23 protein-coding genes and 1 tRNA gene are annotated in these 23,483 nt (G+C 52.1%); 14 read left to right on the top strand and 10 right to left on the bottom strand.

Annotated elements, in window-relative coordinates; genetic code table 11:
- The first annotated feature begins 205 nt into the window (after window positions 1-205).
- Window positions 206-562 carry an FKBP-type peptidyl-prolyl cis-trans isomerase gene (locus tag ACPAOP_RS02180; RefSeq protein ID WP_423679233.1) on the top strand — a complete coding sequence of 119 codons (357 nt, stop codon included), beginning with the start codon at window positions 206-208 and terminating at the stop codon, window positions 560-562.
- Window positions 563-813: 251 nt separating this feature from the next.
- Here the strand turns inward: ACPAOP_RS02180 and orn are convergent, their stop codons facing one another.
- Window positions 814-1,398, bottom strand: a complete 585-nt coding sequence (gene orn, locus ACPAOP_RS02185; RefSeq protein ID WP_423679232.1) for an oligoribonuclease — start codon at window positions 1,396-1,398, stop codon at window positions 814-816.
- A gap of 40 nt (window positions 1,399-1,438) precedes the next feature.
- Here orn and ACPAOP_RS02190 point away from each other — a divergent pair, with 40 nt between their 5' ends.
- Genes ACPAOP_RS02190 through rsgA form a run of 3 tightly spaced genes read left to right on the top strand, consistent with a single transcriptional unit; the run spans window position 1,439 to window position 4,001 of the window.
- Entirely contained in the window at window positions 1,439-2,707 is a 1,269-nt protein-coding gene (locus ACPAOP_RS02190; RefSeq protein ID WP_423709969.1) for a M48 family metallopeptidase, read from the top strand.
- Window positions 2,708-2,745: 38 nt separating this feature from the next.
- The gene (locus ACPAOP_RS02195; RefSeq protein ID WP_423709139.1) at window positions 2,746-3,096 is read left to right on the top strand and encodes a 4a-hydroxytetrahydrobiopterin dehydratase; all 351 of its coding nucleotides are present in this window, start codon (window positions 2,746-2,748) and stop codon (window positions 3,094-3,096) included.
- The gene (gene rsgA / locus ACPAOP_RS02200; protein WP_423709140.1) at window positions 3,096-4,001 is read left to right on the top strand and encodes a ribosome small subunit-dependent GTPase A; all 906 of its coding nucleotides are present in this window, start codon (window positions 3,096-3,098) and stop codon (window positions 3,999-4,001) included. Before ACPAOP_RS02195 ends, rsgA begins: the two co-directional genes overlap by 1 nt.
- A gap of 50 nt (window positions 4,002-4,051) precedes the next feature.
- Here rsgA and ACPAOP_RS02205 read toward each other — a convergent pair whose 3' ends face one another.
- From ACPAOP_RS02205 to ACPAOP_RS02220, 4 genes are all read right to left on the bottom strand, one after another.
- Window positions 4,052-5,197 (bottom strand): alginate O-acetyltransferase AlgX-related protein, encoded by a 1,146-nt coding sequence (locus tag ACPAOP_RS02205; RefSeq protein ID WP_423679229.1) that lies wholly within the window; start codon window positions 5,195-5,197, stop codon window positions 4,052-4,054.
- A 9-nt stretch (window positions 5,198-5,206) separates the two neighbouring features.
- Window positions 5,207-6,604, bottom strand: a complete 1,398-nt coding sequence (locus ACPAOP_RS02210; RefSeq protein WP_423709141.1) for an MBOAT family O-acyltransferase — start codon at window positions 6,602-6,604, stop codon at window positions 5,207-5,209.
- Window positions 6,605-6,624: 20 nt separating this feature from the next.
- Window positions 6,625-7,281 carry a hypothetical protein gene (locus tag ACPAOP_RS02215; protein WP_423709142.1) on the bottom strand — a complete coding sequence of 219 codons (657 nt, stop codon included), beginning with the start codon at window positions 7,279-7,281 and terminating at the stop codon, window positions 6,625-6,627.
- A 119-nt stretch (window positions 7,282-7,400) separates the two neighbouring features.
- The gene (locus tag ACPAOP_RS02220) at window positions 7,401-8,060 is read right to left on the bottom strand and encodes an SGNH/GDSL hydrolase family protein (protein WP_423679226.1); all 660 of its coding nucleotides are present in this window, start codon (window positions 8,058-8,060) and stop codon (window positions 7,401-7,403) included.
- A 395-nt stretch (window positions 8,061-8,455) separates the two neighbouring features.
- Between ACPAOP_RS02220 and argF the strand changes: the two genes are divergently transcribed.
- From argF to ACPAOP_RS02235, 3 genes are all read left to right on the top strand, one after another.
- Window positions 8,456-9,370: an ornithine carbamoyltransferase gene (gene argF / locus ACPAOP_RS02225; RefSeq protein ID WP_423679225.1), complete on the top strand. Its 915-nt coding sequence runs from the start codon at window positions 8,456-8,458 to the stop codon at window positions 9,368-9,370.
- A gap of 48 nt (window positions 9,371-9,418) precedes the next feature.
- On the top strand, window positions 9,419-10,651 hold the full coding sequence (locus tag ACPAOP_RS02230) for an argininosuccinate synthase (protein WP_423679224.1): 1,233 nt from the start codon (window positions 9,419-9,421) through the stop codon (window positions 10,649-10,651).
- Between the two features lie 76 nt (window positions 10,652-10,727).
- Complete coding sequence (locus ACPAOP_RS02235; protein ID WP_423679223.1) at window positions 10,728-11,045, top strand: pyrimidine/purine nucleoside phosphorylase; 318 nt, start codon at window positions 10,728-10,730, stop codon at window positions 11,043-11,045.
- Window positions 11,046-11,109: 64 nt separating this feature from the next.
- Here the strand turns inward: ACPAOP_RS02235 and murJ are convergent, their stop codons facing one another.
- A complete protein-coding gene (murJ, locus tag ACPAOP_RS02240) occupies window positions 11,110-12,663 on the bottom strand; it encodes a murein biosynthesis integral membrane protein MurJ (RefSeq protein WP_423679222.1) in 1,554 nt (517 codons plus the stop codon).
- A gap of 102 nt (window positions 12,664-12,765) precedes the next feature.
- On the opposite strand from murJ, the gene ACPAOP_RS02245 reads away from it, so the two are divergent.
- On the top strand, window positions 12,766-13,854 hold the full coding sequence (locus ACPAOP_RS02245; RefSeq protein WP_423709143.1) for a serine hydrolase domain-containing protein: 1,089 nt from the start codon (window positions 12,766-12,768) through the stop codon (window positions 13,852-13,854).
- Between the two features lie 111 nt (window positions 13,855-13,965).
- On the opposite strand, the gene ACPAOP_RS02250 is transcribed toward ACPAOP_RS02245, so the two are convergent.
- A complete protein-coding gene (locus tag ACPAOP_RS02250) occupies window positions 13,966-14,439 on the bottom strand; it encodes an Lrp/AsnC family transcriptional regulator (RefSeq protein WP_423709144.1) in 474 nt (157 codons plus the stop codon).
- A 206-nt stretch (window positions 14,440-14,645) separates the two neighbouring features.
- Here ACPAOP_RS02250 and kynB point away from each other — a divergent pair, with 206 nt between their 5' ends.
- The 6 genes from kynB to ACPAOP_RS02280 all read left to right on the top strand — a co-directional run bounded on the left by kynB (window position 14,646) and on the right by ACPAOP_RS02280 (window position 19,489).
- Window positions 14,646-15,272: an arylformamidase gene (gene kynB, locus ACPAOP_RS02255; protein WP_423709970.1), complete on the top strand. Its 627-nt coding sequence runs from the start codon at window positions 14,646-14,648 to the stop codon at window positions 15,270-15,272.
- Between the two features lie 72 nt (window positions 15,273-15,344).
- Entirely contained in the window at window positions 15,345-16,595 is a 1,251-nt protein-coding gene (gene kynU, locus ACPAOP_RS02260) for a kynureninase (RefSeq protein ID WP_423679220.1), read from the top strand.
- Window positions 16,596-16,695: 100 nt separating this feature from the next.
- On the top strand, window positions 16,696-17,550 hold the full coding sequence (gene kynA, locus ACPAOP_RS02265; RefSeq protein WP_423709145.1) for a tryptophan 2,3-dioxygenase: 855 nt from the start codon (window positions 16,696-16,698) through the stop codon (window positions 17,548-17,550).
- 263 nt (window positions 17,551-17,813) lie between these two features.
- On the top strand, window positions 17,814-18,050 hold the full coding sequence (locus ACPAOP_RS02270) for a hypothetical protein (protein WP_423709146.1): 237 nt from the start codon (window positions 17,814-17,816) through the stop codon (window positions 18,048-18,050).
- Window positions 18,051-18,133: 83 nt separating this feature from the next.
- The gene (locus tag ACPAOP_RS02275; RefSeq protein WP_423679217.1) at window positions 18,134-18,760 is read left to right on the top strand and encodes a LysE family translocator; all 627 of its coding nucleotides are present in this window, start codon (window positions 18,134-18,136) and stop codon (window positions 18,758-18,760) included.
- A gap of 120 nt (window positions 18,761-18,880) precedes the next feature.
- Complete coding sequence (locus ACPAOP_RS02280) at window positions 18,881-19,489, top strand: fumarylacetoacetate hydrolase family protein (RefSeq protein ID WP_423709147.1); 609 nt, start codon at window positions 18,881-18,883, stop codon at window positions 19,487-19,489.
- A 277-nt stretch (window positions 19,490-19,766) separates the two neighbouring features.
- Here the strand turns inward: ACPAOP_RS02280 and ACPAOP_RS02285 are convergent, their stop codons facing one another.
- The 3 genes from ACPAOP_RS02285 to ACPAOP_RS02295 form a co-directional block, all read right to left on the bottom strand.
- A complete protein-coding gene (locus ACPAOP_RS02285) occupies window positions 19,767-21,302 on the bottom strand; it encodes a chemotaxis protein CheW (RefSeq protein ID WP_423709148.1) in 1,536 nt (511 codons plus the stop codon).
- Window positions 21,299-22,993 carry a methyl-accepting chemotaxis protein gene (locus ACPAOP_RS02290; protein ID WP_423709149.1) on the bottom strand — a complete coding sequence of 565 codons (1,695 nt, stop codon included), beginning with the start codon at window positions 22,991-22,993 and terminating at the stop codon, window positions 21,299-21,301. The genes ACPAOP_RS02285 and ACPAOP_RS02290 overlap by 4 nt, the downstream gene beginning before the upstream one ends.
- A 376-nt stretch (window positions 22,994-23,369) precedes the next feature.
- Window positions 23,370-23,444: transfer RNA gene (locus ACPAOP_RS02295), tRNA-Arg, on the bottom strand.
- Between the last annotated feature and the right edge of the window lie 39 nt (window positions 23,445-23,483).

The raw sequence follows: 23,483 nt of genomic DNA on the forward strand, positions 1-23,483 counted from the left end.
ATTTTACCGTGCATAGTCATCAACGGCTCAGATCAGGCTTGCTGTTTTTTTACTTTTCAGCCGATATTGAGCAAAATCAAGGCAACAACTTTCATACGGGAAACTCCGTACAACCAGGAAAAAAACGCGCGCTGGGCAGATTACAGCGCCGGACTCTGTTTTTGCTCTACAATTGCGCCACTTTTTGACAAATGAAGGGGAAACCATGAGCACAATTACTACCGTCAGCGGTCTGCAATACGAAGATAAAATCGTCGGTGAAGGCGCCGAAGCAAAAGCAGGCAATCACGTTGTCGTCCACTACACAGGCTGGCTGCAAAATGCCGATGGCAGCGCCGGCGCGAAATTCGATTCCAGCAAAGACCGCAATGATCCTTTCTCTTTCCCACTCGGCGCTGGCCACGTAATCAAAGGCTGGGATGAAGGCGTACAAGGCATGAAAATCGGCGGCACACGTATCCTGACGATTCCATCCAGCCTCGGCTACGGCCCACGCGGCGCCGGTGGCGTGATTCCACCGAATGCAACGTTGATTTTTGAAGTGGAACTGCTGGGCGTGTAAGCTTCTGGTTGCGCAGAAAATGGCCTGAAAACAGCCTTTTTGACCATTTTTCAGGGAGTATCCTATTTAACAGCGAACATCTCCTTATAAACAAAGGAGGTCGTCTATGCCAAAACATATACTCCCTGGGAGTATATAAAAAATCAGGCGATAAAAAAGCGACGGTGAAATGACCGTCGCTTTTTTATGTCTGCTACTATCTGCTCACGTCCGCAACTCCACAACTACGCAGAAGCAGCATCGCACTCAGCTTATTCCTTGATGAAATGCTGGCGGTAATATTTGAGTTCCTCAATCGATTCAATGATGTCGGCCAGCGCGGTGTGTTTCTGGTGTTTCTTGAAGCCTGTCGATAATTCCGGTTTCCAGCGGCGGCAGAGTTCTTTCAGCGTCGAAACATCCAGATTGCGGTAGTGGAAGAAGGCTTCCAGCTTAGGCATGCCGCGCGCCATGAAACGGCGGTCCTGGCAAATCGAATTACCGCACATCGGTGATTTACCTGCTGGCACATATGGTTTCAGAAACGCGATCAAGGCCTCCTCTGCGTCGGCTTCGCTGATCGTCGATGCTTTGACTTTATCGATCAGGCCGGAACGGCCATGTGTACCTTTATTCCAGGCGTCCATTTTGTTCAGCGTTTCATCTGACTGATGGATCGCAAATACCGGGCCTTCTGCCAGCACATTCAATTGCGAATCCGTGACCACCACGGCTACTTCGATAATGCGGTCATTATCAGGGTCCAGGCCGGTCATTTCCATATCCACCCAGATCAGATTCATTTCATTTGGGCGTGCAGGCGGTGTGTTTGCTTGAATGTCGGTCGCTTGTGACATAATTCTTCCTTAGCGTTTTTTACGAATGTCACATTTTCCCATGATTTCAGTCGCCTTTTCGGTTTTCTTCGTTTCCTTTCTGCTGCTCACGCTGCTGGTGCAGTTCTGGCTGGGCTCGCGCCACATTCGCCACATACTGCAACACCGTTCTCAGGTGCCAGCGCAATTCGCCGAAAAAATCCCGCTGGCAGCGCATCAGAAAGCCGCTGACTACACCATTGCCAAGACCAAGCTCGGGCTGGTGCTGCTGATATTCAACGCGCTGGTGCTGATGGGGTTCACCTTATTTGGCGGCTTGCAGTGGCTGTCTGTCACCCTGGTCAAAATCACTGGCCCGGGTATGGTGTATCAGATCAGTCTGATCGCTGCATTTGCGGTCATCAGCAGCCTACTGGAGCTACCGTTTTCGTATTACTCGCAATTCGTGCTTGAACAGCGATTCGGCTTTAACAAAATGACGCCGGGTCTGTTTTTCGGCGACCTAGTAAAAAGCACGCTGCTGGGCGCGGTGATTGGCCTGCCGCTGATCTGGGTCGTGCTGACGCTGATGGATAAATCCGGTGCCTTGTGGTGGTTGTATGCGTGGTTATTCTGGAGCGGCTTTCAGTTATTGATGATGCTGATTTACCCCAGCGTGATCGCGCCGCTGTTCAATAAATTCACCCCGCTGGAAGATGATGGATTGCGTGCACGTATCGAAGGCCTGATGCAGCGCGTCGGCTTTGCCTCAAAAGGCCTGTTCGTAATGGACGGTTCTAAACGCAGCGCCCACGGTAATGCTTATTTTTCGGGTTTCGGCGCATCAAAACGCATCGTTTTCTTTGATACTTTGTTGTCGCGTCTGGCACCTGCCGAAATTGAAGCGGTACTCGCGCACGAACTCGGTCACTTCAAATTAAAACACATCGTCAAACGTATGATCGTGATCTTTGGTCTGTCACTGGTTTTTCTGGGCTTGCTGGGCTATCTGAAAGAACAGATCTGGTTTTATACCGGTCTTGGTGTTGATCCTATGCTGCTGGCAAAAAATGATGCGATGGCGCTGATTTTGTTTATGCTGAGCGTGCCTGTGTTTACCTTCCTGTTTTCGCCGCTGACCTCGATCAGCTCGCGCAAACATGAATTTGAGGCCGATGCCTTCGCCGCCAAACATACCGATGCCAATGATCTGGTGGCAGCGCTGGTGAAACTTTATGAAGACAATGCATCTACCCTGACGCCAGATCCATTGCATTCTGCTTTTTATGATTCGCATCCACCAGCGACTGTACGGATTAACAAATTGCTGGCAGCATCTTCAGCCGCGTAATTTCATGAATAACGTGAAAAATAATCTCAGGAATGACCATGATTAAAACCGCCGACCTGCTCGCAAAAAAATCACAGGAAACCTTCACCGGATTACCGGAATCGGAATTACCTGCTTATCTGGCTGCCACGCCGGGCTGGGCAGTCGATGGCGCGCGTATCGCCAAAACTTATCAGTTCAAAAATTATTACGAAACGCTGTCGTTCATCAATGCGATTGCGTATGTGATTCATGCAGAAGACCATCATCCGGAACTGGTCGTCACTTACAACCGCTGTGTGATCCGCTTTGACACGCATACGGTGAACGGCGGGAAAGGCGGCATTTCAGAAAACGACTTCATCTGCGCCGCTAAAATCGACGCCATTTTTGAGCAAAGTTTTTCCTGATGGCGCATCTACAAGGTCTGGTTATCGCTGCTCATGGCCGTCATTACCTGATACAGGCAACGATCAACGGCGAAGTACAAAAGCTGCATTGTGTGACGCGCGGCAAGAAAAGCGATGTCTCTGTCGGTGACGTGGTTGAATTCGCGCTGACATCGAAAAATCAGGGCGTGATCGAAGCGATTACGCCGCGTCAAACCTTGCTGTACCGCTCGGATCAGTACAAGTCAAAAATGCTGGCAGCGAATCTCACGCAACTGCTGATTGTGGTGGCGACTGAACCCAGCTTTACTGACGATCTGGTTTCGCGGGCACTGGTGGCGGCAGAATCCTCCGGCATCAAGCCGCATCTGATTCTGAACAAAGTGGATGTCACCGAATCGCTGCCGAAAGCACGTGAACGTGTCGGACTCTACGAGAAGCTAGGCTATCCGGTGCATGAAGTTTCGGCCAAGGCCGACCCTGAAGGCACACGAATGACGATGGAAAACCTGATGCGCGGCCAAAGCACCATACTGATAGGCCAATCAGGAATGGGGAAATCCTCGCTGATCAATCTGCTGATTCCCGATGCGGAAATTGCCACGCGTGAAATCTCGGCTGCACTGGATACCGGCAAGCACACAACAACATTCACCCGTCTGTATCAAATGGATGAAAACTCAAATGTGATTGATTCGCCGGGTTTTCAGGAATTTGGCTTGCATCATCTGAGCGAAGGCATGCTGGAACGGGCGTTTCCGGAATTTTTACCGCATCTCGGACACTGCAAATTCTACAATTGCCACCATCACGCCGAGCCCGGCTGCGCGATACTGGCGGCAGTCAAAGATGGCAGTATCGCTCCCATGCGCTATGAGCTGTTTGAGCAACTTGTGCATGAGTCTGCGCAAACAGCGGGTTACTGATTGCGGACTTTTCAGCGCTGATTTTTTGCGCTAAAAAATCAGCGCTGCAATTACAGCTTGCCCTGCTTCAGGCTTTCCAGCCAGGCACGCTCGGAGGGCTTGAACGGCTTTTGCAGCATACGTTCCGGAATCTCCCACACTACGACTTTGGGTGGTTCCTGCTGAAAAGCTTTACTGTGAAGATAGGCAGTGGCGGAACCGTCAAAATCGCCACCATCTTTGGCAAGATTCGCCACCGGTGCCACCAGGTGCTGACTCAGAAACGGCACAAAATTACCGCGCAGACTGAATGAAGTGCCGATTAAAGCCACCGCGGGCAATCCGGCATCACCAAACAAATCGTCGCTGTTATTCGCAACCGGTGCCACGGTACTGGTCGCCGTTTTTTCAATCGCAGGACGTAACGCAGCCGGCAATCCATCCAGATTAGCGACACGGAATAAATCCCCCATACGCTCTGCGATCACTGTCTTCACCGCGCCAGCAGGAAGCTCTGCAGTGAACTTATCAACCAGACCTGCACTCTGCAAATGCCTCGCAATCGCTGCCGCAGCCACATTCGCCCCCGCCTCACTCCAGTGCGAATCGGTCCGGTAATAACGCTCGCCACTGAAACTGTTCAACGCTGGATACAGATCGATCACATCGACCTGTTTTGCGCGCAAAGCCTTAATCCAGTCATCGCCACGCTGGGCAAAGCCCGCTGGCCGGTGCAGACCACAAAGATGCTGCTGTTCCACACGGGATTTATCGGGGACGACCGCCACCACCAGTTGTATGCCTTGCTTTTTCAGGGTTTGCGCAATCTGTCCGACCATGTATGCGCGGGCATTGGCGTTTTGTGCACCGCCATCAAATGTCGTCAGCTCTTCCTGCAAAAAGAACCAGCCATCACAACCAACACGGACATTCGGGCCTGCATCGCGCGCAAGATTCCATCGAACCGCCCGCTCAAATTTAGCAAAGGTTTTACTCCATGAAAAATGTTCATTGAGCTGCGTCGTCAACATCCGCGTCGCCTCTCCCTGAACAATTTTCTGCACGTCACCCATCTCTTGCCACTTCTGCTGAGGCACCTCTTGCAGAGACGAAACCATCGCAACCAGGCCAGCAGTCAGTATCGCGGCAAATGACAAGGCCGGCACATAGCGCCAAACCCCGGCTTTTTTTGCATCAAAGGAAAAAGATTCGCTCATGTTTTCCTCTTAAAACTGGAAGTACAAAAATGGAATTGCCTTTTGACCGGCCAGCACAATCACTGCATAAGCAAATGTAAGCACAGGCCAGACCATACTCCAGCTCATCACACCAAGACCGCCCTGCTTTGCTATCCGGGTTGCGGGATAGATCACGCAGATCACGCCGATCGCAAACGTCAGCAAAATACCAGGGCGCAAAGCAAGAATGATTTCATCACCGATACTCATACCGTTAAGACCAAGTTGTCCCGCCCACATGTCGAGCGCATTATCGAAACCTGCGGCACGGAAGATGGTCCAGGCGAACATCACGGCCAGCAAAGTCAGGCTGCGTGAAGCGAAGTTTGGCATCGACCAGCCGCGCTGAGTAAAGGCACGGTCACAGCACAATGCACCGCCATGAATGATGCCCCAGATCAGATAATTCCAGTTATCACCACCATGCCATAAGCCGCCGATTGCCATTGTCAGCATCAGATTGATATAGGTGCGGATTTGTCCCTGACGGTTACCGCCAAGACTGATGTAGAGATAATCCCGTAACCATGACGACAGGGTCATGTGCCAGCGACGCCAGAAATCCTGTATCGACACCGCCAGATAAGGATTATTGAAGTTTTCCTCAAAATGAAAACCCAGCATCAGCCCAAGGCCAATCGCCATTGCACTGTAACCGGCGAAATCAAAATACAGCTGCAGCGTGTACGCGATACAACCAACCCAGGCATCGCCAAAGCCGGGATTTTTCAAACCGAAAGCCAGTGCCACTACCGGTGCCAGCGTATCGGCTATCAGAACCTTCATCGAAAAACCGATCATGAAGCGGCGCGCACCGAGTGTGAATTTTTCAAATGAAAAAACACGCTCGCGCAGTTCTTTGTCGATCACTTTATAACGAACGATAGGGCCAGCGATCAGATGCGGGAACATCGCCATATACGCACTGAAAGAAATGAAGCTGTATTGCGCAGGAACTGTCTTGCGGCGCACATCCACGATATACGAAATCGCGTGCAGCACGGTGAAAGACAAGCCTATCGGCAGCATCAGGTTTTCCCACGGTATGACAGGCATCTGCCGCCCCGTGAGTATGGTGTTGAGCGAAGACACCACCATATTGGTGTATTTGTACCAGACCAGCGAAGCCAGATTCAGGACGATAGTTACCGCCATGACCCGCGTTTTCAGGCGTTCATCATTGGTTCTGTCAATCAGAATGGCAGCGCCCCATGCGAGGATGGTCAGCGCAATAATCAACAGCAGGAATTTCGGCGTCCACCATGCATAAAACAGCCAGCTGCCGAACAGCAAAGTGTGATTACGATACTGCTGCGGTGTAACCAGATACAGCACAAAAAACAGAGGCAGAAACAGCGTCAGAAACTCAAGAGAAGCGAATACCATGAGAACAGTCCTGATCCAGATCAGGAGGTTGAATCACGTACAAAAAAAGTCTGATGACCTTTTTTCGCCGGGATCACGATAATGCTGTAACGTTCACCAGCTTGCAATTGCGACATATCTACCGCTGCACCGGCAGCGTCAGTGCCACAATTCGCCTGTACTGTCAGTGCCACCGGATTGACCAGACGGCGCTGTGTTGTCGCCGGTTTGACACCTTCAAAAATCGTCGCTGATTTAGCGCCACCCGTCAGCGAGGCGGCAGCGCAACTGCTGTCGACATTCATCAGAGAAATAGAAGAACGCATGGCGTTGAAATCGGTTGGTGCTTCACGCACCAGCACGCTTTCAAGCGCCGTCCCTTTATTCAGGATGGTGACAGTAATAAATTCCCCCGGCTTAGCCACAACTTCCACATTGGTTTTAGCAGCACCGACTTGTACACTGGCCTTCAGTTTCTCACCGGCTTTGACCGGATAAAAACGTGAAACACGACTCTCATTTTTAATATCCAGACTGACTTTTGCGGCACCGTTAACGATCAGTGCCTTGTCACTGCTGGCATTCAGAAAACGCACGAAGGAAGAATCCTGACCGGGTCCGGTTTCATACAAAGGATTATCTGCATACGCGGTCAGAGACAATACAGAAGCCAGGCAGGTAAGGATAATTTTTTTCATTTTTTGAGTCAGTGTATGTAATCAGAGGCGGGGCAAACAATGCAAAGCGCATCATGCCAGCCGAAAACATCAGCGCGCCACAGATCAGCATCTGATAGCGCGCTGTCGGACAAGCTGAATTAACGTTTGATTGAATTCAAAATTGCTGGTGTGGCAATCGCATTACCAATCGCACTGCCCCAGGATTTATAGCCGGCACCGTCAAAGTGCTGACCGTCAATCGTGCCCCATTCACCTGGTTTAGACAGGCTCAGCGAATCGATATAAGTACAAGGAGCCACGATTTCAGACAGGTAACCGGACATTTCTTTAGCACGGGCATAGGTTTTATTAAATTTACCGCCCTCAGTACCCCATGCCGGGCCAACCCAGACACAACTCACATTGTTATTTTTGACGCCTTTGGTCAGACGGGAAACCTGTTGCCAGATCCAGTTCTTCGGCAGTTCAGGCTGAGAATAAGACGCCATCGTATCGCCATTCACAACAACCACCAGATTTGGTTTGTAGGTTTTCACCAGTTCGTTAAACGGACGCGTCATCGCATCCTGCCCGGTTTTCACTTCAACCGGTCCATCTTTCATACGGACTGCACCGCCGCAGGAAGACTGACTCTTCACCATCCAGTCACCGGCTGCCACACCACAAGCACCGAATGAATAAACGACTGCACCTTTATTCATCAGATCATCATGCAGAGTAGTGATCAGATAATCAGGCGTGGACATATGGCTATCGCCAATAATCAGGACGGTCAGTCCGGCTAAAAGTGCACTCATAATAGTTAATCCGGGTAAATGTTACTCAATTCAAACAATCCGCCAGCATTGTCGCCGGGCAGATTAACGACAAATTCTCAGAAGAAATCAATTTCGCAAACAGAAGCATTATAAATAGCTTACCGTGAACCAATGATGTCAGAACGATAAGATTATCAAGTGGAGTTACTTTTTTTTACTAATTCACAAAAATTAACATTCAAAGGCACAGCGAAACAACATTTCCACAAGACGAGGACAAAGCGGATTTTTCGCAAATAATTGGCAAAAGCACCCACAAAATTATTTTCAAATCCCTCATCTTCTGAATTTAATATGGGAAAGCCGTTTTAATCCTTTATAATGAGGCAGTTATAACAGGCGGCGGCAAGCTTCACTTGCTGCCGGTTTTATTTATGGCTATCAAACACTTCCTGCAATTTTCCGATTTCACACTTAACGAGTTTGAGTATGTGATGCAACGAGCGCGCATCATCAAACAGAAGTTCAAGGCTTATCAGACCTATCATCCTCTGCTAGACAGAACGCTGGTAATGGTTTTCGAGAAAAATTCCACCCGTACCCGTCTGTCATTTGAAGCTGGCATGCATCAGCTCGGTGGCGCGGCAATTTATCTGAACACGCGCGACAGTCAGCTCGGTCGCGGTGAACCTGTCGAAGACGCAGGTCAGGTCATGTCCCGCATGTGCGACATCATCATGATCCGCACATTCGAGCAAGAGATGATAGAAAAATTCGCCGCCAATTCGCGCGTCCCTGTCATCAATGGTTTAACTAACCAGCATCATCCGTGTCAGGTACTGGCCGACGTGTTCACCTACATCGAACATCGCGGCTCGATTACCGGTAAAAAAGTGGCGTGGATAGGCGACGCGAACAATATGCTGTATTCGTGGTTGCAGGCAGCCCAGATCTTCAATTTCCATCTGCATATTTCGACACCGAAAGGTTATGACATGGATATGTCGCTGGTCAGCGCAGATCCATCGCAGTACACCTTGTTCGACAATCCGTCCGATGCCTGTGCCGGTGTTGATCTGGTGAATACCGATGTCTGGACCAGCATGGGTTACGAAGCCGAAAATCAGGCGCGTCTGCAAGCATTTGACGGCTGGATTGTGGATGAAGCAAAAATGGCGCGCGCTAATCCGGATGCGCTGTTCATGCATTGTCTGCCGGCTCACCGTGGCGAAGAAGTCTCAGCCGGTGTTATTGACGGCCCGCAATCTGTGGTCTGGGATGAGGCAGAAAACCGCCTGCACGTACAAAAAGCTTTATTAGAATATCTGGTTGTCGGCGAAATCAGCTGAACCGGATCAAGCACTCACGTTTTAAATAGTACATTTTGAAAGCACACTATGAGCGATATTAAAAAAGTCGTCCTTGCCTACTCTGGCGGTCTGGATACCTCTGTCATTCTGAAATGGCTGCAAGACAATTATCAATGCGAAATCGTGACCTTCACAGCCGATCTGGGTCAGGGTGAAGAGCTGGAACCGGCACGTGCCAAAGCGCTCAAATTCGGCATCAAGCCGGAAAACATTTATATCGATGACGTGCGTGAAGAATTCGTGCGCGATTTCGTTTTCCCTATGTTCCGTGCCAACACGATTTACGAAGGTGAATACCTGCTCGGCACATCGATTGCCCGTCCGCTGATCGCCAAACGTCTGATCGAAATCGCCAAAGAAACCGGTGCCGATGCGATCTCGCACGGTGCGACTGGTAAAGGTAACGACCAGGTACGTTTTGAACTCGGTGCTTATGCACTGATGCCAGGCGTGAAAATCATTGCACCTTGGCGTGAATGGGATTTATTGTCACGCGAAAAACTGATGAAATACGCAGAAGACGCTGGCATAGAAATCGACCAGAAACATAAAAACGGTGGCGCGCCGTATTCCATGGATGCGAATCTGCTGCACATCAGCTTTGAAGGTCGTCACCTTGAAAACCCAAGTGCGGAAGCCGAAGAATCGATGTGGCGCTGGACAGTCAGCCCGGAAGCAGCACCGGATGCACCAGAATATCTGGACATCGAATTTGAACGCGGTGATATCGTCGCTCTGAATGGCAAACGCATGTCGCCAGCCGCAGTGCTGACAGAACTCAACCGTCTGGGCGGCAAACACGGTATCGGCCGCCTCGATCTGGTGGAAAACCGTTATGTCGGTATGAAATCCCGTGGTTGCTATGAAACGCCAGGCGGCACCATCATGCTGCGTGCACACCGTGCAATTGAATCGATCACGCTGGATCGCGAAGTCGCGCATCTGAAAGATGATCTGATGCCACGTTACGCCAGCATGATTTACAACGGCTACTGGTGGGCACCAGAGCGTATCGCTCTGCAAACCCTGATCGATCACACACAACAAACGGTCAATGGCTGGGTACGCGTGAAGCTGTACAAAGGCAATGTGATCACTGTATCGCGTGATTCCAAAACAGATTCTCTGTTCGACATGAACATTGCTACTTTTGATGAAGACGGCGGCGCTTACAACCAGGCGGATGCCGGTGGCTTCATCAAGCTCAACGCATTGCGTATGCGTATTGCAGCAAATGCCCGCGCAAAACGCGGTCAGTAATCAGGAAATACACCTGCTTTTATCAATACAACTCAGCCCGCTTTTTACGCGGGCTGTTTTTTTGGAACAGAACAACATGACAACTCAATTCGACCAGGTCAGCGTCGTCAAAAAAGCGAATATTTACTTCGACGGCAAATGTGTTTCCCACACAGTATTAATGGCGGACGGCACAAAAAAAACCATAGGTGTGATTTTCCCGTCGAGCCTGGTATTCAATACCGGTGCGGCTGAAATCATGGAGCTGAACGCAGGTAAATGCCGTATCCGCGTCAAAGGCGACAGTGAATGGTCAACCTACGAAGGCGGCCAGCAATTCCAGGTACCTGCCAATTCCAGCTTCGAAATCGAAACGCTGGAAACTCTTGATTACGTTTGCCATTTCGTCGTGTAAGTTGTATTCAGAGGTAATAAAAAAGGGATGCCGCGGCATCCCTTTTTTATTATCGGAGAAACACTCAAACCTTCGCTGTTTTCCTGAAATCTTTCGGGCGGAATCCCATCACCGCCAGCGCACCGAAATACGCCGCCGCCGATATCAGTATCAGCACGAACAAAGCACCGGCGCGCAGCAACGGCGTATGTTTCATCGCCAGCCAGGGTATCTGATCTGATATCCAAGACGATACCGCGGCCATCAGCATTAATGCCGCAGCGAGTTTAATCAGGAACATCAGCCAGCCTTTTTGGGGATGGAATATACCGCGGCGACGCAAGCCGACAAACAGCAAAAGCGCATTAACACAAGCGCCCAGCCCGACAGATAAAGCCAGTCCGGCATGTGCAAACAAAGGCACAAAGACCAGATTCAGCAATTGCGTTGCGATCATTACGGTCAGCGCGATTTTGACCGGCGTGCGTATATCCTGCCGCGCGTAAAAACCCGGTGCCAGAATTTTCACCACGATCAGACCAATCAGACCGATGCCATAAGAAATCAGGGCATGCGAAGTCATCTGCACCGCATGATCATCGAATTTGCCATGATGGAACAAGGTAGCGGTCAGCGCTTCGGGAATGGTAGCCAGCGCCACTGCAGCGGGCATCGCCAACAGAAAAGTGAGTCGCAAGCCCCAATCCAGCAAAGCCGAATACTCCGTTGTGTCGCCATCAGCATTCGCTTTGGACAAACCCGGTAGCAAGATCGTCCCTAAAGCAACGCCCAGCAGCGCGGTTGGAAATTCCATTAAACGATCTGCGCTGGCCAGCCAGCTGGTGCTGCCCGCCACCATTTTGGAAGCCAGACTGGTGTTGATCAGAATACTGATCTGCGACGCCGACACGGCGAGTATCGCTGGCAGCATATTGCGCACAATGCGACGCACGCCTTCGTCCTGCCATGCGGTATGCGGCCGCCAGCCTATGCGTGGCAACATGCCGATGTTGACCAAGGCCGGAATCTGGATCGCCATTTGCAGCACGCCGCCAACGAACACCGCAATCGCCAGCGCATAGATCGGTTGCTCAAGAAAGCGTGACAGCCACAAAGATCCGGCTATCGAGGTCAGGTTATAAATCACTGGCGTAAAAGCCGGTATTTTGAATTCGCGCCAGGTATTCAGAATGCCGCCAGCCAGCGCCACCATCGACATGAAACCGATGTAAGGAAACATGATGCGCGTCATCACCACGCTGGCGTTAAAGACGTCTGGACGGTCTAACAAACCATTCGCAGCAAAATACAAAATCACTGGCGCACCAACGATGCCGACAGCACAGGTCAGCAGCAAAGCCCAGGTCAGCAGTGTCGCAACATGATCGACCAGTGCCTTGGTGGCTTCTTCGCCCTGCCTGACTTTATATTCAGCCAGAATCGGCACAAAGGCCTGCGCGAACGCGCCTTCGGCAAATAAACGACGTAAAAGATTCGGGATACGGAAGGCGATATTGAATGCATCGGACAGTGCATTCGCGCCGAACTGGCTGTTAATCAGAATGTCGCGCGCCAGGCCAGTAATACGCGACAACATCGTCATGCCGCTGATAGAAGCAAGAGTTTTCAGTAAATTCATGGTGCGGCATTATATCGCGAGCGCCTTCATGCACTGCACAATCTTCCGTTTTAATCGTGATTTGTTACACTGCGGATTCTGATCTGTTCCCGGAGTAGAGCTATGCCCCGCCTCTGTCACCTGAGTCACTTCCTGCGCAGCAGCGTCCTCATCGTTCTGAGTCTGTTGAGTGCGCTATCCGTCCAGAATGTCGCAGCAAAACAGCCTGATGCACTGGATGCCGCCGCCAGCCAATTGTTTGCCAGCGGTTTCCGCGGTGCGATACTGGCAGCACGCGGCGATAAAATCTTGGTGCAAAAAAGTAGCGCCGACTTTGGCGATCTGCAACGCCCCTTCCGTTTCGCCTCGATCACCAAGCAAATGACAGCGATACTGATACTGCAGGAAGTCGATGCCGGGCGTTTGCAACTCGATCAGCCGCTGGGAAAGTATTGGCCAGATTATCCAAATCCGCAGGCGCGCCAGATCACGCTGCGGCAGCTGTTGACGCATTATTCCGGCCTTTACAATGAAAACGCCGAGCCGACGTTTCACATGCGCAATGCTAATCAGGGCGACAATATGCAGGCCTTCGCAAGCGGCATCTGCGCAGGGCCAATGAATAGTGCGCCCGGCAGCACGTTTGATTACAACAACTGCGATTATCTTGTGCTCGGTGCGCTACTGGAAAAAATCAGCGGGCAAGCATTTGCCCAATTGCTGCAACAGCGTTTATTCCAACCATCAGGCATGAAAAATGCCGGCATGTACAACGCCGCGATGCCAGACAATCCGGCGCATGTGCACGGCACACTGGGTGGGAAAGCTGAACCGGAAGTGAATTTCGCCAGTTACGGCGCAGCAGGTTCGTCGTATGGCACGTTACAAGACTTGCTCGCCTTTGACCGCGCCTTCATTGCGGGCAAACTGCTGTCATCGGCCGCCCGCGCTGAGATGCTGAAACCGAATGCCACCGGCGGCGCGCTCGGCGTCTGGCTCTATCCTTTCAAAGGTGCCGACGAACGTAAACCGACCACTATCGTCGAACGTCAGGGCTGGATCGCCGGTGTGCGGATACTGAATCTGCTCGACATCCAAAACGGTCATATCCTGATCCTCGTCAGCACCAACGGCGACCTTGATCTGACCCAGACCTGGAACAATCAAGGCCCGGCAGCAGGAATCCTGAAAGCGCTGTTACAGAGTAAATAAGCCTGTAAAACAGCTTCCGGAGACGAAAATATACTCCCGGGAGTATATTTAAAAGCCCTTTGTTTATGCTGAGAATAAGGCGAAAATCAAAGATACCCCCCTGAAATTGCCTTATTCTGCGAGCAGAGCGGTATCAATCTGCTGGGTATCTTTCAGCGTCTGCAAGACGATATTCGAGCGGATATCGAGCACACCGGCGGTTTTGTAGAGGCGTTCAAGGACGAAGCTGGAGTAATGCTTGAGATTGCGGGCGCGCACACGCAGCAGGTAATTGGCGTCACCGGTGATGATGTAGGAACCGGTTACTTCCGGCCACTGCTGCAAGGCCTGCGAAAAACTCTCATGCCATTGTTCAACATCGCGCCGCATCGTCACCTGCACAAACGCATCCACCTCCAGCCCGACTTTTTCGGTATCAATCACGGCGCAATAATGATGAATCACGCCAGCCTCTTCCAGCATACGCACCCGCCGCAGACAGGATGAGGGCGACAGAAACACTTTGTCCGCCAATTCCTGATTGCTGATACGGCCATCGGTTTGCAGGTAATCGAGAATTTTCAGATCGGTCGCGTCGAGTTGCATAGTTTTCCTGTTTTCTGGTGCATTTGCGCGATGCACAAACGCACATTCGCAATTTCCGTCAAATAAACTTGATTTATTCGCAGTATATTCTACCGACACCGTTTTTGATATTGTGATTTGCAACAATTATTCAAGCAATCCGGCATAAAATCTCTGCCTGTTCTGTTAAGGAGTTTGCCATGTCTGATCTGTCTGAAATGCCTGAAATGTCCCGCTTGTGGGACATCACACCGGCGATACAACCGGGCATTCCGGTCTGGCCGGGCGACAGTGCTTACAGCGCTGAAACCACCTGGCAAATTGCCGATGGCTGTCCGGTCAAAGTCAGCAAGATCACGATGTCCACCCACACCGGTGCGCACTGCGATGCGCCTTCGCATTACGATGTCGATGGCAAATCCATTGATCAGGTCGCGCTGGAGACTTATATCGGTGCCTGCCGCGTGATTCACAGTCTGGGCGTGGCACAGGTTTTACCGGAACACGTCAGCAACTTTCTGCACAATCTGCCGCCACGCGTGTTATTCCGCACCTATCTGCAGGCACCGCTGATGCAATGGGATGCGAATTTCCCGAGTATTGCCCCGGCAACTATCGATCTGCTGGCGCAGCATGGTGTCAGGCTGATCGGCATCGACAGCCCGTCTTTCGATCCGCAGGAATCCAAAACGCTGGATGCACATCTGCGCATGAAGCAGCATCAGATGGCGATTCTGGAAGGCATCGTTCTTGATGAAGTGCCGGAGGGCGATTACGAACTGATCTGCCTGCCCTTAAAACTCGCCGGACTCGATGCCAGCCCGGTGCGGGCGGTGCTCAGAGCGCTGCGATAAATCCACACGCTAATCGATGCAAAAAAAACACGAGCGCATCAACGCGCTCACTATTATTTTCAGGAGATGAATATGACTCTAGCCCACAGCCGCGCAGCCTGCGAGCAACTTGATCAGCAAGACCCGCTGGCCGCTTTACGCGATGAATTTCTTTTGCCGGATGGTGTTATTTACCTCGACGGTAATTCACTCGGCGCCCGCCCGAAAGCCTCGCTGCAAAGGGCGCAGGAAGTGATCGCGCAGGAATGGGGCACCGATCTGATCAAAAGCTGGAATAAAGCGGGCTGGTTCGATCTGCCGTCCACACTGGGAAATCAGCTCGCACCGCTGATCGGCGCGCAGGCAGACGAAGTGGTCGTCACCGATTCGACCTCCATTAATCTGTTCAAAGCCATCAGCGCCGCCTTGCAGATGCAGTCTGGCGATGCGCAACGCAAAGTCATCATCACCGAGCGCAGCAATTTCCCTACCGACATTTACATGGCCGAAGGTCTTACCCGCTGGCTGGATCGCGGCTATCAGATACAACTGATTGATACTCCTGACGAGCTGCCGCAGGTCATCAATGAAAAAACGGCGCTGGTGATGCTGACGCATGTGAATTACCGCACTGGTTATCTGCACGATATGACAGCGGTGACGGCCCTGATACATCAGCATGGCGCGCTGGCCTTATGGGATCTGGCCCATTCCGCCGGTGCGGTGCCTGTGGAACTGAATGCAGCGCAGGCTGATTTCGCGGTTGGCTGCACGTATAAATATCTGAATGGTGGCCCCGGCGCGCCCGCATTCATCTGGGTACCGCAACGCCATCAGGCTGCATTTCAGCACCCGCTGTCTGGCTGGTGGGGACATGCAAGCCCGTTCGCGATGCAGCCACATTTTGAGCCGACGGCCAATATTCGCCGCGCGCTGTGCGGCACGCAACCGATGGTGTCGCTGGCGCTGGTCGGCTGTGGACTTGATATTTTCGGACAAACCACGATGCAGGCGATACGCAAAAAATCGCTGGCACTGACCGACCTATTTATCGCGCTGGTTGAAAGTCAGTGCGCCGCACATCCGCTGGAACTGGTCACGCCACGTCAACACCAGCAACGCGGCAGCCAGGCCAGCTTCCATCATCCGCATGCTTACGCGATTATCCAGGCCTTGATAGAACGCGGCGTGATCGGTGACTACCGCGAGCCCGGCATCATGCGTTTTGGTTTCACACCGCTATACGTGCGTTATGTCGATGTCTGGGACGCCGTTGCCAGCTTGCGCGATATCCTTGATCGCGAAGATTATGATCTGCATGCAAAACGCCATGCCGTGACCTGATCACAGCGGTGATACGGGCAACTGAGCAGACAACTGAGCAAACAACTGTGCGGACAAGTCAGCAGACCAGGCAACAGCAACGATAAAAAAGAGGAACACAATGAGTAAGGACAATACCAGCGCTGGTAAATGCCCGATGTCATGGCATGGTGCGCAGATGGATTTTTCAAATGATATGAGCTACGGCGATTATCTGGGGCTGGATCAGATACTGACGGCGCAACATCCGCGCTCGCCGAATCATAATGAAATGCTGTTTATCGTCCAGCACCAGACCAGCGAACTCTGGATCAAGCTGATGTTGCACGAGTTGCATGCCGTGCGGGTACAGATACGCAATAATGATTTACCGCCTGCGTTCAAAATGCTGTCACGCGTCGCCCGCATCATGGATCAGCTGGTGCATGCCTGGGATGTGCTGGCCACCATGACGCCGAGTGAATACACCGCAATCCGCCCTTACCTCGGCGCATCATCCGGCTTTCAATCGCATCAGTACCGCGAACTGGAATACCTGCTCGGCAATAAGAATGCGGCTTTACTGGGCGTGCATGAAAGCAAACCGGAGGTCCATGCCACGCTGAGCGATGCACTGCACACGCCATCAATTTACGATGAAGCCATCATGCTGATGGCGCGGCAAGGGCTGGCGATTGATGCTGAGCGCTTGCAAGCCGACTGGACACAATCGACGACATCCAACGAATCCGTCAAAGAGGCATGGCTGCAAGTCTATCGTGCGCCGGAACTGCACTGGTCTTTATATGAGCTGGCAGAAAAACTGGTCGATATGGAGACTGCATTTCGCATCTGGCGCTTCCGTCATGTGACAACGGTGGAACGCATTATCGGCTTTAAAACCGGCACCGGTGGCACGGCTGGCGTCAGTTATCTGCGCAAAATGCTGGATGTGGTGCTGTTTCCGGAATTATTTGCGCTGCGCACCGCGCTGTAACAGCCGCGCCGGTTCCGCCTGCCGCGGCGACCACGTCGCCGCATAGCAGCACCGCGCTGAGACCGGGGGCTGCCTGCACTGTTGATATCGCGCAATCTTACTGCGACTGATGGATTTATAATAGCGATGGCGGCACTGATACCACTGAAGAATGATCCGCCCCTTCACAGTAATCTCATTACTATCGCCAGTTGTATGTAGGATGAATGCCGGCAGCAAGGCATGAGGAAGATATCGCGGCTGGTCTGATTATGGAGTCTGTCATGCAACACCATGTTATTACAGCATTTCCTGCGCCTGTCTCACCATTGAATGATGCCGGCACAATCACCACCCAGCGTCGCGATCTGCGCACAGCGGATTATGTGGAAACAGCCCTGCGTCTGCAACAGACTCATGGTACCAGTTGCGCTCTGGAATACCTGCAGGCACATGATGTGGATCCGCTCACCAGCGGACGGGTTCTGTCCCATCCCGAAAAACGCCGTCACTCTGTGTAATTTCAGTATCGCGGCAGATAGCCGGTTCAGGGCAAATCGCAGATAATGTCTGTTTGCCTTTGTGCATTTTTCCGGATCGCGCCATGCTGACTTTACAAACCGCACTGACTTTTTTTGGTATTTCGCTGTTACTGGGGCTGACACCCGGCCCCGATAACCTGTTCGTGCTGATGCAATCGGCAACGCAGGGACGCAAAGCCGGTATGCTGGTGGTGTTTGGTCTCAGTACCGGCATCGTTGTTCACACCTGCGCTATCGCAATGGGGCTGGCCGCGCTGTTTGCCGCTTCAGCCACCGCCTTTCTGGTCCTGAAATTCATCGGTGCGGCATATCTGACCTATCTTGCGTGGGGCGCTTATCACGCTCCGGTCGGCGATACGGCAGACAGCAGCGCACCGGCTATGCGCCCCGCGCAACTGTATTTACGCGGCATTATCATGAATCTGACGAACCCCAAAGTCGTGTTATTTTTCCTCGCTTTGCTGCCGCAGTTTGTGTCTGCGGAACGGGGAGCGATAGCGCCGCAGTTTTTTCAGCTTGGTGCTATTTTCATCGTCGCGACGCTGATCACCTTCGGTACCATCGCCTGGTTCGCCGCCAGTGTCGGTCAGCGTTTGCGCCGCTCAGCACAAGCACAGCGCTGGCTCAATCGCAGCGCCGCGGCGGTGTTTGCCTTACTCGCCGCCAAACTCGCGCTGGCACAACGCTGATACCGCGATCGTTCAGATACACACGCCAAATCATCACAATTCAGCGCCGTACAAGGCGCTAAACAAATCACTTGCATCATCTACACTGCCCGCTCTGACGGCAGACATTCAGGAGTCAACATGCATACCGTAATACGCGAAAATCAGGCCGTCGTTCCATCCAAAATCGTCTGCGCCGGCCGCAATTATGTCGAACACATCGCCGAGCTCGATAATGAAGTCCCGACCGAACCTGTGATTTTTGTCAAACCAAATTCAGCTCTGTCTGACGACCTGCACTCGGATGGCGACGATATTCATTACGAAGGTGAAATCAGCTTCCTGCTGCACAATGGAAAAATCGATTCGGTCGGCTTCGGTCTCGATCTGACCCGTCGTGCGGTGCAGACCAGCCTGAAAAAACAAGGCTTACCGTGGGAACGAGCCAAAGCCTTTGATGGCTCGGCAGTGTTCAGCCGCTTCGTGCGCTTTGACGGCAATCTGGAGGCACTGCGACTGGAACTGCTGATCAACGGGCAGCTCGCACAGCATGGCGGCACACCGCTGATGCTGTTTAAACCTGCACAATTACTGGCATCGATACAGAGTTTTATGAGCCTCAATGATGGCGACATCCTGATGACAGGCACACCGAAAGGCGTGGGACCAGTGCAACGCGACGCAACGTTCACCGGCAGGATTTATTCCGGCGACAGCCTGCTGGTCGAGCAGCAATGGACAGCGTTGTGATCTGACTCAAACATCGATGCCAGATCACCGGATTAACATCGTGCCGGCAAGGCTCTGGCGATCGCTGAATCAAGCTTTTTTATTGAAAATATACTGGGGGGAGTATTTTTTAAAGCCCTTATTTCATGCTGACTATCAGTATAAATTGGCAGATACTCCCCTGTTTTTGCAAATAGCTGGTGAACATAACGATCCATATTGCCGTCGTGCTCACAGCGAAAACAACGCTTCATAACAGGCAGTCGCGGACACGTCTAAAGCCCTTGTGCGTGAGCTCTCAGCACGCCAATGCTTGTCGCAAAGGTAGATATTCTGCCGGATTGAGGATGCTGTAAGTTTTTTCCTGATCGTCATAGCGAACGGTGATGATCTGAGTAACACCTGTCTGACGTCGCCCGAATGCCGCAACTTTGCCGCTTCTGGCGGGTAGCAGGATCAGCAACTGCTCAACCAGCAGCCCGATCAGTACACCATCAATACGCATGATCAGCACACGCCGTTCCGGGCTGTCCGGCGTTGGTGTCTGATTGGTCAGCATACGCAAATCCCACAAGGGTATGGTCTGCTGATTCCAGATAAAGTTACCTAACTGTGCCGGGTGTCCCGCGGTATTCGTATCGAACTGCGCCGGAAAATAAACGATGGCTTCCAGCCAACGCATACCCAGCGCCCAGGCCTGTCCCCCCTGCACCACCACATGCGCCTGTAACGCGGCATCCTGATCTGCCTGACTCCGCTGATCTGAATGGTGGTTTTTCTGGTCTTGTTCGTCAGTCCCGGCTTTCTGGCTCAGCGCACTCAGGGAACAGGTGTTCACCAGTTCCGCGCCATCTATCAGCAACAGACGCTCCGACGCAGACGTATGGAACACGCCGCTTAATACGGTGTTGACAGGTAAACCGGCGCTGGCAGCCGTTTGCGCTGCGCTGGTATCGAGTGGCATCACCGCGCGCGCGGCCTGCACCGGCACACCGGCATAACGGCCTTCGCTGCCCAGTATCACCAGTAAGTTTTCTTGTGCTGATCCGCTTTCCGCTTGCGGCGGCAAACCTAAAGCCGCCATCGTACGCAAGACCGGCACATCACGTTCACGCCAGATGGTCATGCCCAGCCACGCCGGATGACGTCCCAATATCCTTGTAACGACAGGCATAGGAATCACAGCGGCAACATCGCTGGCGGGAATCGCCAGCACCTGTCCGGCAAGCTCAAACAATGCATGCGGCACTGTATTGGTTGAGGCAGCGGCAGCAGTTGCCGCCAATCCGCTATCGGCGTCTGCGATGGAAGCCGCAAACTCTTCATCCGCCGCACACCATACCTGTGACAGCCGGATCAGCGCATCGACATCAAGCAGACCCAGCGCCTGCGATTCTTGCTCACCAGCGGCAATACTGACGGTCGAGTGAAACAATTCTTCGTCATCCTCACGCTGAACCACGCGCTGAATCTGACTGACAGGGACGCGCTGCAAACCATCTACCTGATCAATCGCAATACCGGTCAGATGCGCATTGCGTCGCACTAGCAATATCTGTCCAGGCAGCTCGCTACGTTCATCCGGCCACGGCAGCCAGCGCCGTAAATCGATTAAAGGTATGGTCTGCTGTCGATACACAAAAATTCCGGCGATCGCGTGATCGCGACGTGGCAGCAGCGTTAGTTGCGGCGGCTGCCGGATCGCCTGTACCACATCTGTCAGCGGCACACCGAAACGCAGATCGCCGAGCCGGCAGAATGCAATGTTCTGGCTGTTCTGGCTGATCGCCGCGCGGTTCAGCGATGCCGAGGCGAAGGCCGGCGTCGAATTCACAGACGCTCCGTCGACTGATTCAATTCATTGAGCAGCCTGACCACGTTGCGGGTCGCATCGGCCTGCTCGCTGGTTGCACCGTGAATCGCAGCGATCGATTGCGTGGTGTTATTCATAGAATCGAGAATCCGCGCAAACGAATCACCAACCTGTTCTGACAAACGCCCGCCTTCATCGACCCGTGTGACCGTCTGCGTGATCAGCTTGGCGATTTCACGTGCCGCCAGCGTCGATTTTTCTGCCAGCTTACGGACTTCTTCCGCCACCACGGAAAAACCCAGTCCCTGTTCACCGGCACGCGCCGCTTCTATCGCCGCATTAAACGCCAGCAAATTTGTCTGACTGGCGATATCAGCAATCGTATTGATAATTTCGTTAATATCATTCGATGAAGTCTGTATCGCCTGTATCGCTTCTTGCGAACGTTTCAGCACGCCGCTGCCATCAGCGGCATGTTGCTGGGTGCGTTGTGCTAACTCATTCGAATGCGCGGAACTTCTGGAAATGCTGTCTATCGACGCCGACAATTCATCGAGTATGTGCGTGATCGATTCGACCTTCTCTGAAATCAGGTTTTCTCTGTCCACTTGTTCCGTGATATCCACCGCATACTTGACGACTTTATATGGCTTGCCATCAAGATCGAGGATAGGATTGTAGGTCGCCTGAATCCAGACTTCAGCGTCGTGTTTTCCTATCCGTTTATAGCGACCGCTTTTAAACTGGCCATCTGCCAGATCCGCCCAGAAATGGCGATATTCGAGCGATTTGACCAGCGCGGCTTCGCAAAAAATTTTGTGGTGCTGGCCGATGATTTCCTGTTCTGTAAAACCAAAAGTACGTAAAAAATTTGCATTCGCTGACAGAATATTTCCCTGTAAATCAAATTCAATCACCGCCTGGGAACGCGAGATTGCATTCTGCTTACCCTCAGATTCCGCCTGTCTGGTGCGTAAGTCTGTAATGTCAGTCGCAAACTTCACGATCTTATAAGGCTTGCCGTCAGGATCAAATACAGGGTTATATGACGCCTGTATCCAGACATCCTTGCCATGCGCATCGAGCCGGCGATACACACCGGTATCAAATTCTCCGCGCCCGAGACGTTCCCAGAAATTCAGATATTCGACAGAACGCGCTTCGTCCTGCGTGCAAAAGAGGCGGTGATGCTGACCCCTTATTTGTTCGATGTCGTAACCAAAAATCTGCAGAAAATTCTGGTTTGCGGCCAATACTCTGCCATCGAGCGAAAATTCGATCACCGCCTGCGCGCGGTCGATTGCATTGATTTTTCCCTCATCGTTCGCACGTCGTAATTTTTCTGCAGTGATGTCGCTCGCAAATTTGACGATGCGTGCTGGCTTGCCATCATCGCCCATAATGGGGTTGTAAGACGCATGTAACCAGACCGTTTTGCCGTCTTTACCGTAACGATGAAACTCTCCTGTGTAGGTTTCGCCCTTGGCTAACTTACTCCAGAACTGGCTGTATCCTATGCCGCTGACATAAGAAGGCTCGCAAAAAATTTTGTGATGCTGGCCGACCACTTCGTCGAGCGTGTAGCCCATCGTTGCAAGAAACAATTCATTCGCATGCAGGATATTGCCCTGCAGATCAAATTCAATAATCGCCTGCACGCGATTGAGCGCTTCAATTAATGCATTCTGACGGGAGTTACTTGACTGATTCATGACGGTGCTCTTTCGGTTTGATATCTTTGATTCTGAGGTGATGGCGCAATCTCCGCGGACAGAACCGCGGGCAGACACAAGCGGGGTGACGCGTACGCAGCTGAAAATGGCGATGCGTGAAAGGAAATCAAATATAACAAGTCACCGCGATGACATCGCTAAGACTGACTGATGCTGATACATCAGAGTTGCGCTTTTATATTTATCTGAATGCAAGTTTCTTAATTACAAGAAACAATGAACGTCCGCAATGATAACTTACTTTGAAGAAATCATATTGCAGGCGTCAAATCTGCTGTGATGACACCGCCGATGCTGAGCGGCAACGACATGAATCACATAGGGAGGAGGACTTCACACAGAGATGGACTCAGACTGGTCCCGCCGACAGGAATCGAACCTGTATCTTACGCTTAGGAGGCATACGTTCTATCCATTGAACTACGGCGAGACACGGTGTGAACAGCGGCAGGCGCTGTTCAGCAAGCCC

The organism is Undibacterium sp. WLX3042, from assembly GCF_049544825.1.
In the GTDB taxonomy this organism is placed as follows: Bacteria; Pseudomonadota; Gammaproteobacteria; order Burkholderiales; family Burkholderiaceae_D; genus Undibacterium.

Excerpts from the sequence above, each read along its gene's own strand:
- ACPAOP_RS02210 (WP_423709141.1), bottom strand. The coding sequence starts at position 6,604 with ATGGTATTCGCTTCTCTTGAGTTTCTGACGCTGTTTCTGCCTCTGTTT.
- ACPAOP_RS02235 (WP_423679223.1), top strand. The coding sequence starts at position 10,728 with ATGACAACTCAATTCGACCAGGTCAGCGTCGTCAAAAAAGCGAATATT.
- ACPAOP_RS02195 (WP_423709139.1), top strand. The coding sequence starts at position 2,746 with ATGATTAAAACCGCCGACCTGCTCGCAAAAAAATCACAGGAAACCTTC.
- kynU (WP_423679220.1), top strand. The coding sequence starts at position 15,345 with ATGACTCTAGCCCACAGCCGCGCAGCCTGCGAGCAACTTGATCAGCAA.
- ACPAOP_RS02180 (WP_423679233.1), top strand. The coding sequence starts at position 206 with ATGAGCACAATTACTACCGTCAGCGGTCTGCAATACGAAGATAAAATC.
- ACPAOP_RS02270 (WP_423709146.1), top strand. The coding sequence starts at position 17,814 with ATGCAACACCATGTTATTACAGCATTTCCTGCGCCTGTCTCACCATTG.
- ACPAOP_RS02290 (WP_423709149.1), bottom strand. The coding sequence starts at position 22,993 with ATGAATCAGTCAAGTAACTCCCGTCAGAATGCATTAATTGAAGCGCTC.
- rsgA (WP_423709140.1), top strand. The coding sequence starts at position 3,096 with ATGGCGCATCTACAAGGTCTGGTTATCGCTGCTCATGGCCGTCATTAC.
- ACPAOP_RS02205 (WP_423679229.1), bottom strand. The coding sequence starts at position 5,197 with ATGAGCGAATCTTTTTCCTTTGATGCAAAAAAAGCCGGGGTTTGGCGC.
- murJ (WP_423679222.1), bottom strand. The coding sequence starts at position 12,663 with ATGAATTTACTGAAAACTCTTGCTTCTATCAGCGGCATGACGATGTTG.
- ACPAOP_RS02245 (WP_423709143.1), top strand. The coding sequence starts at position 12,766 with ATGCCCCGCCTCTGTCACCTGAGTCACTTCCTGCGCAGCAGCGTCCTC.
- argF (WP_423679225.1), top strand. The coding sequence starts at position 8,456 with ATGGCTATCAAACACTTCCTGCAATTTTCCGATTTCACACTTAACGAG.
- ACPAOP_RS02215 (WP_423709142.1), bottom strand. The coding sequence starts at position 7,281 with ATGAAAAAAATTATCCTTACCTGCCTGGCTTCTGTATTGTCTCTGACC.
- kynA (WP_423709145.1), top strand. The coding sequence starts at position 16,696 with ATGAGTAAGGACAATACCAGCGCTGGTAAATGCCCGATGTCATGGCAT.
- ACPAOP_RS02275 (WP_423679217.1), top strand. The coding sequence starts at position 18,134 with ATGCTGACTTTACAAACCGCACTGACTTTTTTTGGTATTTCGCTGTTA.
- ACPAOP_RS02280 (WP_423709147.1), top strand. The coding sequence starts at position 18,881 with ATGCATACCGTAATACGCGAAAATCAGGCCGTCGTTCCATCCAAAATC.
- kynB (WP_423709970.1), top strand. The coding sequence starts at position 14,646 with ATGTCCCGCTTGTGGGACATCACACCGGCGATACAACCGGGCATTCCG.
- orn (WP_423679232.1), bottom strand. The coding sequence starts at position 1,398 with ATGTCACAAGCGACCGACATTCAAGCAAACACACCGCCTGCACGCCCA.
- ACPAOP_RS02230 (WP_423679224.1), top strand. The coding sequence starts at position 9,419 with ATGAGCGATATTAAAAAAGTCGTCCTTGCCTACTCTGGCGGTCTGGAT.
- ACPAOP_RS02190 (WP_423709969.1), top strand. The coding sequence starts at position 1,439 with ATGATTTCAGTCGCCTTTTCGGTTTTCTTCGTTTCCTTTCTGCTGCTC.
- ACPAOP_RS02250 (WP_423709144.1), bottom strand. The coding sequence starts at position 14,439 with ATGCAACTCGACGCGACCGATCTGAAAATTCTCGATTACCTGCAAACC.
- ACPAOP_RS02220 (WP_423679226.1), bottom strand. The coding sequence starts at position 8,060 with ATGAGTGCACTTTTAGCCGGACTGACCGTCCTGATTATTGGCGATAGC.